Genomic DNA, 7862 nt, shown 5'->3' on the forward strand with positions numbered 1-7862 from the left:
GCCGCGTGGCTTCGCCCGCGCGCTGCTCGAGCAGGCCGCGCGCAAGCAGCCGGCGGTGATCGCCGAGATCAAGAAGGCCTCGCCGAGCAAGGGCGTGTTGCGCGCCGACTTCGTGCCGGCCGATATCGCCCGCAGCTACGAGGCCGGCGGCGCCACCTGCCTGTCGGTGCTCACCGATATCGACTTCTTCCAGGGCGCCGATGCGTACCTGCAGCAGGCCCGCGCGGCCTGTGCGCTGCCGGTGATCCGCAAGGACTTTATGGTCGATCCCTACCAGATCGTCGAGGCCCGCGCCCTCGGCGCCGACTGCGTGCTGCTGATCGTCGCCTGCCTGGACGACGGACGCATGGCCGAGCTGGCGGCGGTGGCCAAGGACGTCGGCCTCGACGTGCTGGTCGAGGTGCATGACGGCGACGAGCTGGAGCGCGCGCTGAAGACCCTGGACACGCCGCTGCTGGGCATCAACAACCGCAACCTGCACAGCTTCGAGGTGTCCCTGGAAACCACCCTGGACCTGCTGCCGCGCATTCCGCGCGAGCGCCTGGTGGTGACCGAGAGCGGCATTCTCAACCGCGCCGACGTCGAGCTGATGGAGATCAACGAGGTCTACGCCTTCCTGGTCGGCGAGGCCTTTATGCGCGCCGAGAGCCCGGGCGGCGAACTGCAGCGCCTGTTCTTTCCCGAGCGCGGGCGGCCGGCGGTGATCGGCAAGGATCCCGATTGACACCCACGCGTATAAAAAAGCCGGCATCCCTGCCGGCTTTTTTATACGCGCTGTTTATCAGCGGGTGCCGAAGACCACCATGGTCTTGCCCTTGACGTGAACCAGGCCCTGTTCCTCCAGGGCCTTGAGCACGCGGCCGACCATCTCCCGCGAACAGCCGACGATGCGGCCGATCTCCTGGCGGGTGATCTTGATCTGCATGCCGTCCGGGTGGGTCATGGCGTCGGGCTGCTTGCACAGGTCGAGCAGGGTGCGGGCGACGCGGCCGGTGACGTCGAGAAAGGCCAGGTCGCCGACCTTGCGCGTGGTGTTGCGCAGGCGTTCGGCCATCTGGCTGCCGAGGGCGTAGAGGATGTCCGGATCCTGCTGGGTCAGTTCGCGGAACTTGGCGTAGCTCAGCTCCGCCACTTCACATTCGGTCTTGGCGCGTACCCAGGCGCTGCGTTCCTTCTCCGCGCCGTCCTTCTCGAACAGGCCCATCTCGCCGAAGAAGTCGCCGGCGTTGAGGTAGGCGATGATCATTTCGCGGCCATCGTCGTCTTCGATCAGGATGGTGACCGAGCCCTTGACGATGAAGAACAGGGTTTCGCAGCGGTCGCCCGCATAGATGATGGTGCTTTTCGCCGTGTAACGGCGGCGGTGACAGTGTGCGAGGAGCTTGTCGAGGTTCTTGATTTTAGGTGTAAGGGTAATAGCGACCATGCCCGAGTCCCGAATATAAAAAAGATAAGCCTTTGTCCAACAGGCAATTTCTTATTGGTTATCCGTACCAGTGTGCCAGCAATCCGGCGCCAGCTTAACAGACATACTATGACTAGGGCGTTTTTTGCGACCTGGCTAACACAACGCCGGGGAACTTTAGCGCGCTGGCCGCCCATCGGTTCGCTCGGCGCCTGTGCTAACCTGCGAACCTTTGCAACCGAGGGAGTCTGGATCGATGAAAGCGCGTGTGCAGTGGGCCGGCGAAGCCCTGTTTCTCGGCGAGTCCGGCAGCGGCCATGCCGTGGTGATGGACGGTCCGCCGGACGCCGGTGGCCGCAACCTGGGCATTCGCCCGATGGAGATGCTGCTGGTCGGCCTCGGCGGTTGCAGCAACTTCGACGTGGTCAGCATTCTGCGCAAGTCGCGCCAGCCGGTGGAGAGCTGCGAGGTGTTCCTCGACGCCGAGCGCGCCGGTGAGGAGCCCAAGGTGTTCACCAAGATCCACCTGCATTTCGTGGTCAAAGGCCGCGGGTTGAAAGAGGCCCAGGTCAAGCGCGCGGTGGAGCTGTCGGCGGAGAAGTACTGCTCGGCCTCGATCATGCTCGGCCGTGCCGGGGTGGCTATCAGCCATGACTACGAAATCATCGAGCTGGGCTGAATCGCTTCGCTGCAAACGACAAGGGCGCCAATCGGCGCCCTTGTTCGTTCAGATGCGATAGGTGCTCTTGGTCATTACCTTGGACAGCAGGGTCATGCCCAGCTTGACCGGTGCGGGAAAGCGCAGGCCGCCGGCATCCAGGGCGCTGTCGGCGTGCTGCTGCTCGTCGATGCGCATCTGCTGGAGAATCGCCCGCGACTTGGCGTCGCGCTCGGGAATCTGCTCCAGATGCTCGTCCAGGTGCTTGCACACCTGATCCTCGGTGGCGGCGACGAAGCCCAGGCTGACCTTGTCGCTGACCAGCCCGGCCACCGCGCCGACGCCGAACGACAGGCCGTAGAACAGCGGGTTGAGCAGGCTCGGCTGGCTGCCGAGCTCGCGGATACGCTGCTCGCACCAGGCCAGGTGATCGATCTCCTCATCGGCGGCCTGCTCCATGGCGCTGCGCACCTGCGGCAGCTTGGCGGTCAGCGCCTGACCCTGGTACAGCGCCTGGGCGCAGACCTCGCCGGTATGGTTGATGCGCATCAGCCCGGCGATATGGCGGGTTTCCTCGCTGGACAGCTCGGCCTCGTTCTCCACGATGGCCGGCGAGGGACGGCTCGAGGCGCCGCTGAACGGCAGCAGGGTGCGCAGGGCGGCATCGGCCTGCAGCAGCAGGCGGTCGACTGGGGAGTACTGGCGTTCGCTGGCCATGGGGCACCTCCGGGGAACACGAAGGCGCCAGTTTACTGCAAAGCGCGGCGGTGAGTGCGCCTCGCCGCCGCGACCGACTGGCGCATCAGCCCGGCGGCCAGTGCAGCTGGCGCTGGCCGAGCACGTGCATATGGATGTGGCCGACGGTCTGTCCGCCCAGCTCGTTGCAGTTCATCACCAGGCGAAAGCCCTCGGCGCAGCCCTGCTCGCTGGCCAGCTGCTGGGCGGTGTACAGCAGGTGGCCGGCCAGCGCCTTGTCGGTTTCGGTGAGGTCGGTGAGGGTGGCGATGTGGCGCTTGGGGATCACCAGAAAATGCACCGGCGCCTGCGGGCCGATATCGTGGAAGGCGACGAGCTGATCGTCCTCGTAGAGCTTGCGCGCCGGAATCTCACCGGCGACGATCTTGCAGAACAGACAGTCCATGGGCAGGCTCCCGAGCCATTGCTGGAAGCCCTGAGTTTAATCGCGTGCGCCAAGGCCGGCCAATCGGCGGCGCGCCCACAAGGAGCGGCGGTGAAGAACGATATCCACGATCTCGGCCTGGTGCTGGATTCCAAGGTCAAGCTGGTCGTCATCGAGTCCTGGGACGAGCTGCGCGTGCTGGAAACCCTGACCAGCCTGGCGGTCAAACGCGGCCTCGGCCTGCACACCTGGTCGGTGACCGAGGGCCTGCAGCGCCTGGGTTTCGGCGGCGCGCCGCTGGGCGAGGAGGCGAGTTTGGAGCCGGAGGCGGCGTTGAAGCTGATCAAGGCCGATCAGCAGCCGAACCTCTACGTGATGTGCGACCTGCATCCGTATCTGCAGGACAATCCGCGTCTGGTGCGCCTGCTCAAGGAGATCGCCATGAGCGAGGCGGCGCACAAGCCGACCCTGGTGCTGGTGTCCCACGCGCTCAGGCTGCCGGCCGAGGTGCAGCGCCATGCCGCGCGCTTTAGCCTGGCATTACCGTCGGAAGATGAGCTGCTGAGCATCGTCCGCGACGAGGCCACGCGCTGGAGCGAGCGCAACCGCGGCGCGCGGGTACGCACCGACAACCGCACCCTGCAGCAGGTGGTGAAGAACCTGCGCGGCCTCAGCCACGCCGAGGCGCGGGCGCTGGCGCGCAACGTGATCTGTGACGACGGCGCGATCACCCAGGAAGACATCCCCGAACTGAACAAGACCAAGTTCCAGCTCCTGGATCTGGAGGGTGTGCTCAGTTTCGAGTACGACACCGCGCGCTTCGCCGACGTCGGCGGCCTGCTCAACCTCAAGCGCTGGCTGGCCGAGCGCCAGGTCGGCTTTCTCGAGGGCAAGGGTGTCGATGCGCCCAAGGGGGTGTTGCTGGTCGGCGTGCAGGGTGGCGGCAAGAGCCTGGCGGCCAAGGCGGTGGCCGGGCTCTGGGGCCTGCCGTTGCTGCGCCTGGATTTCGCCTGCCTGTACAACAAGTTCTTCGGCGAGACCGAGCGCAACCTGCGCGAGGCGCTGCGTCTGGCCGAGCAGATGGCGCCCTGCGTGCTGTGGATGGACGAGGTGGAGAAGGGCCTGGCCAGCGGCGACCACGACGGCGGCGTCAGCCAGCGCGTGCTCGGCACCCTGCTGACCTGGATGGCCGAGCGCAAGGCGCCGGTGTTCGTCGTCGCCACCGCCAATGCCATCGACCGCCTGCCGCCGGAGCTGGTGCGCAAGGGCCGCTTCGACGAGCTGTTCTTCGTCGACCTGCCCGCTGCCGAGGTGCGCGCGGAGATCTTCCGCATCCACCTGCAGCGCCGCGAGCTGGAGCCTGGCGCCTTCGACCTGGCGCAGCTGGCCGCGGCCAGCGCGGGCTTTTCCGGGGCGGAGATCGAGCAGGCGGTGGTCAGCGCCCTGTATGCCGCTCAGGCGCAGCAGCAGGCGGTGGATCAGACGCTGCTGCTGCGCGCGCTGCAAGGCACGGCGCCGCTGTCGGTGGTGATGGCCGAGCAGCTCGCGGCGCTGCGCGGCTGGGCTGATGGGCGTACGGTCAACGCCGGCTGAGCCAGGCGCTCAACCGCGGGTGAAGGGCCGGGTCAGCCGCCCGCTGAGTTTGCGCACCAGCCAGCGCGGCGCCAGGCGTGGGCTCAGCGTCAGCAGCCGGTTGCGCCAGCCGGGGACGATGATGGCGCGGTTCTTCTCCAGCGCGCGCACCGCGAGCAGCGCCACTTCCTCGGCGCTCATCAGCAGCTTGCTGGCGTCCAGGCGGGCGGCGTTCATCTGCGCACTGCGGAAGAAGGCGCTGCGCGTCGGCCCCGGGCACAGCACCGAGACGCGCACGCCGTGCTCGCGCAGCTCTTCGCGCAGCGCCTCGGAGAAATGCAGCACATAGGCCTTGCTGGCGTAGTAGCTGCTCATCCAGGGGCCGGGCTGGAAGGCGGCGATCGAGGCGACGTTGAGGATCTGCCCACCGCCCTGTTCGGCCATGCGCTGGCCGATGGCGTGGCACAGCCGGGTCAGGGCCAGTACGTTGACTTCCAGCTGTTCCTGCTCGCGGCCCCAGTCCTGTTCGAGGAAGGGCCCGGCGCAGCCGAGGCCGGCGTTGTTCACCAGCAGGTCGATGCGCCACTGGCCCTGTTCCAGTTCGAGCAGCAGGCCGGACAGTTGCAGCGGTTCGCTGAGGTCGCAGAGGCGAAACAGCACCTCGACGCCGAAGCGCTGGGCCAACTCGCAGGCGATGCTTTCCAGGGCGTCGCGGCGCCGCGCCACCAGGATCAGGTTGCGCCCGCGGCGCGCCAGGGCTTCGGCCAGGGCCAGGCCGATGCCGCTGGAGGCGCCGGTGATCAGTGCATAACTGGGCATGGCGCGGGGTCACTGTCCCTGCATTTCGGCGGCGCGCTCGACGTAGCTCTGGTACTGCGGAATGGCGATGGCGGCAAGGATGCCGCTGATCGGCACCAGCAGGCACAACCAGGCCAGCAGCTTGACCGCGGTGCTGTTGGGCGGCGGCGGCGGGCCGAAGCGGTTGACCCCCTGGTTGCCGGGAACGATGAACATCAGCAGGGCGAACACGCCGCCGACCAGGGGGATGAAGTTGATCAGCCACAGCCAGCCGGACCAGCCGATATCGTGCAGGCGCTGCACGCCGAAGCAGATACTCAGCACCATCATGGCCAGGCCGGCGGCCACCAGCAGCACCATGCCCAGGGCATCGGACAGCGCGGCGGCGCCCATGCCCAGCAGCAGCACCGGCAGCGCGCAGAGGAACATGGCCATGCTCCAGCCCAGGTAGCGCACCCGGCCGATCCGGCCGTTGACGCCGAATGCCTTGAGCTCGCCGAATTGCGGCAGTTGCTCGGCGACGTCGGCCTGCGGCGGTGCGTAGGGCGAGGCGCTGGCGGGCGCTGGCGTCGGCTGGCTCATGGCGCTCAGTTGCGCCTGACGGGCGAGATACTTCTCGACGATGATGCCGCAGGCCGCGCACTCGTCCGCCTGGGGTTGCCGATGGCCGCACTTGGGACAGCTCATGCCGGCGGCGGTATCGGTCGGTGCGGCATCCGCCTCGGCGTGGTCGTCGGTAGACACCAGGCTCAGGCTGGCGGCCTGGTCCAGCTCCTTGCGCACCTTGGCGCCGGCCTTGTGCAGGGCGCTGAGGTACTGGTCGGCCTCGTTTTCCCCGAGGTCGCGCTTGAGGGCCACCTGGGCGCCGCTGAACAGGCCGTTGATGCGCGCCATATCGCTCTTGAACAGGCGGGCGAGGTTGTCCTTCACCGACTCCAGCGTCATCTCGGGCATCAGTTCGCCGTCGAACACTATCTTGTAGCGCGGTTGATTCATGCGAGCTTCCTTGTCTGCGGGAAGTGGAGGTCAGCTAAGCCTAGAGTGCCGACAGGCCAATACACAAGCGGCCTGCGCCGCAGTTCGCGCCGGTCTTTCAGCCGCCGGGCAGGGCGGCCCAGCGTCCGACCAGGCGGCCGCCTCGCAGCAGCTGCAGTTCGCCGAAGTCGCCGAGCAGGCCCTCGCTGACCGCCGGGCGCAGAAAGACCCAGTCGTCTGTGCTCAGGCCGCTGGCGGCACTGCCGATCAGGCGTTCCTGGTTGGCGCTGCGGCCGTACAGCGAGTCGTAGGCGAGGCCGGGCGGCGATACCGGCGTCGCCGGCCAGCGGCCGCCTTGGAGGTAGTAGGCGCGCTGGCGATTGCGGTTCCAGGCGGCGAGCAGCGGTTGCGCCGCGTGCAGGAAGGGCAGGGCGCCGTCGACCGCCTTGAGCACCGGGCTGGCGATCCACAGTGCCGCTTGGTGCTGCTCCAGCAGCGGCGTATCGAAGTCGCCCGGCTTGAGCAGGGCCGAGCCGAGGGCAACTTCGCCGAGCGGGCTGTCCAGTCGGCTGTGCAGGGCGTAGGTCAGGCTGCCGCCGCCGTTGAGCAGCGGCTTCGCCGGCCACAGCTCGGTAAAGCCTCGCGCCACCGCGACGAACTCGCGATAGCGCGCGTTGGCCTGGGCGAACGCACGCTCCTGGCTCAGCCAGGGCGGGGCGTGGGCGACCTGGGCGTCGTAGCCCATCAACCCCTGCAGCTGGAGCTGCCCCGGTTGCCGGCGCAGCCGTTGCAGGGTCTGGCCCAGCGCCTGAGGATCGGCGAAGCCGCCGCGGGCCAGGCCGATATCGATTTCCAGGGCGATGCGCAGTGGTTGCCCCAGCGCCCTGGCCAGCTCGGCGTACTGGCTCAGGCGCGCCTCGCTGTCGATCAGCCAGGTCAGCTGGCGCGCGGGGTCGAAGCCCAGGTGCTGCGGCAGCTGGCGATAGAAGTTCAGCGCCGCCTGTGCCGGCAGCGGCTTGCCCAGCAGCAGGTCGGCCTGCGGAAAGCTGCGCGCCAGCTGGTTCAGCTGCGGCTGGTGGAACGCCATGAAGCGCTGGGTGCGCAGGCGCTTGGCCAGGTAGTCGAGCAGCCCGGCGCTGGCCAGCGACTTGGCCACCAGACGCAGCGCCAAGCGCTCGGGCAGCCGCTGGGCGAGCAGTTCGGCGTTGGCGTCGAGGCGATCCAGATCGAGCAGCAGCGACGCAATACCGTTGCCTTCGGCGTGCATGAGGCGGTTGAGGCCGGCGAAATAGGCGTCGTGCACCTGGCCGCGGTCGCGCGGCCGCAGCGCCCAG

At 67.9% G+C, this 7862-nt stretch carries 9 protein-coding genes; 3 read left to right on the forward strand and 6 right to left on the reverse strand.

From position 1 onward, the window contains the following. Positions 1 to 724, forward strand: a 724-nt coding sequence (gene trpC / locus N878_RS07940) for an indole-3-glycerol phosphate synthase TrpC (protein WP_021443132.1), incomplete at its 5' end; no start/stop codon positions are given. A 57-nt stretch (positions 725 to 781) separates the two neighbouring features. Here the strand turns inward: trpC and crp are convergent. Beyond that, positions 782 to 1426 carry a cAMP-activated global transcriptional regulator CRP gene (gene crp, locus N878_RS07945; RefSeq protein ID WP_021443133.1) on the reverse strand — a complete coding sequence of 215 codons (645 nt, stop codon included), beginning with the start codon at positions 1424 to 1426 and terminating at the stop codon, positions 782 to 784. 235 nt (positions 1427 to 1661) lie between these two features. On the opposite strand from crp, the gene N878_RS07950 reads away from it, so the two are divergent. Continuing rightward, positions 1662 to 2084: an OsmC family protein gene (locus N878_RS07950; protein ID WP_021443134.1), complete on the forward strand. Its 423-nt coding sequence runs from the start codon at positions 1662 to 1664 to the stop codon at positions 2082 to 2084. Positions 2085 to 2132: 48 nt separating this feature from the next. Here the strand turns inward: N878_RS07950 and coq7 are convergent, their stop codons facing one another. Together coq7 and N878_RS07960 are read right to left on the reverse strand one after the other, a co-directional pair. Further along, positions 2133 to 2780 carry a 2-polyprenyl-3-methyl-6-methoxy-1,4-benzoquinone monooxygenase gene (gene coq7, locus N878_RS07955; protein ID WP_021443135.1) on the reverse strand — a complete coding sequence of 216 codons (648 nt, stop codon included), beginning with the start codon at positions 2778 to 2780 and terminating at the stop codon, positions 2133 to 2135. An 85-nt stretch (positions 2781 to 2865) separates the two neighbouring features. After that, entirely contained in the window at positions 2866 to 3204 is a 339-nt protein-coding gene (locus N878_RS07960) for a histidine triad nucleotide-binding protein (protein ID WP_021443136.1), read from the reverse strand. A gap of 90 nt (positions 3205 to 3294) precedes the next feature. Between N878_RS07960 and N878_RS07965 the strand changes: the two genes are divergently transcribed. Continuing rightward, positions 3295 to 4776 carry an AAA family ATPase gene (locus N878_RS07965; RefSeq protein WP_021443137.1) on the forward strand — a complete coding sequence of 494 codons (1482 nt, stop codon included), beginning with the start codon at positions 3295 to 3297 and terminating at the stop codon, positions 4774 to 4776. Positions 4777 to 4785: 9 nt separating this feature from the next. On the opposite strand, the gene N878_RS07970 is transcribed toward N878_RS07965, so the two are convergent. The 3 genes from N878_RS07970 to N878_RS07980 form a co-directional block, all read right to left on the reverse strand. Continuing rightward, positions 4786 to 5574 carry an SDR family oxidoreductase gene (locus N878_RS07970; RefSeq protein WP_021443138.1) on the reverse strand — a complete coding sequence of 263 codons (789 nt, stop codon included), beginning with the start codon at positions 5572 to 5574 and terminating at the stop codon, positions 4786 to 4788. Between the two features lie 9 nt (positions 5575 to 5583). Further along, the gene (locus tag N878_RS07975; protein ID WP_021443139.1) at positions 5584 to 6549 is read right to left on the reverse strand and encodes a DUF805 domain-containing protein; all 966 of its coding nucleotides are present in this window, start codon (positions 6547 to 6549) and stop codon (positions 5584 to 5586) included. Between the two features lie 97 nt (positions 6550 to 6646). After that, the coding region (locus N878_RS07980; protein WP_021443140.1) for an alanine racemase at positions 6647 to 7862 on the reverse strand (1216 nt) is incomplete at its 5' end.

Source organism: Pseudomonas sp. EGD-AK9, assembly GCF_000465935.2.
Classification (GTDB): Bacteria; Pseudomonadota; Gammaproteobacteria; order Pseudomonadales; family Pseudomonadaceae; genus Aquipseudomonas.

Coding starts and splice junctions, on each gene's coding strand:
- N878_RS07970 (WP_021443138.1), bottom strand. CDS start 5,574: ATGCCCAGTTATGCACTGATCACCGGCGCCTCCAGCGGCATCGGCCTG.
- crp (WP_021443133.1), bottom strand. CDS start 1,426: ATGGTCGCTATTACCCTTACACCTAAAATCAAGAACCTCGACAAGCTC.
- N878_RS07950 (WP_021443134.1), top strand. CDS start 1,662: ATGAAAGCGCGTGTGCAGTGGGCCGGCGAAGCCCTGTTTCTCGGCGAG.
- N878_RS07975 (WP_021443139.1), bottom strand. CDS start 6,549: ATGAATCAACCGCGCTACAAGATAGTGTTCGACGGCGAACTGATGCCC.
- coq7 (WP_021443135.1), bottom strand. CDS start 2,780: ATGGCCAGCGAACGCCAGTACTCCCCAGTCGACCGCCTGCTGCTGCAG.
- N878_RS07960 (WP_021443136.1), bottom strand. CDS start 3,204: ATGGACTGTCTGTTCTGCAAGATCGTCGCCGGTGAGATTCCGGCGCGC.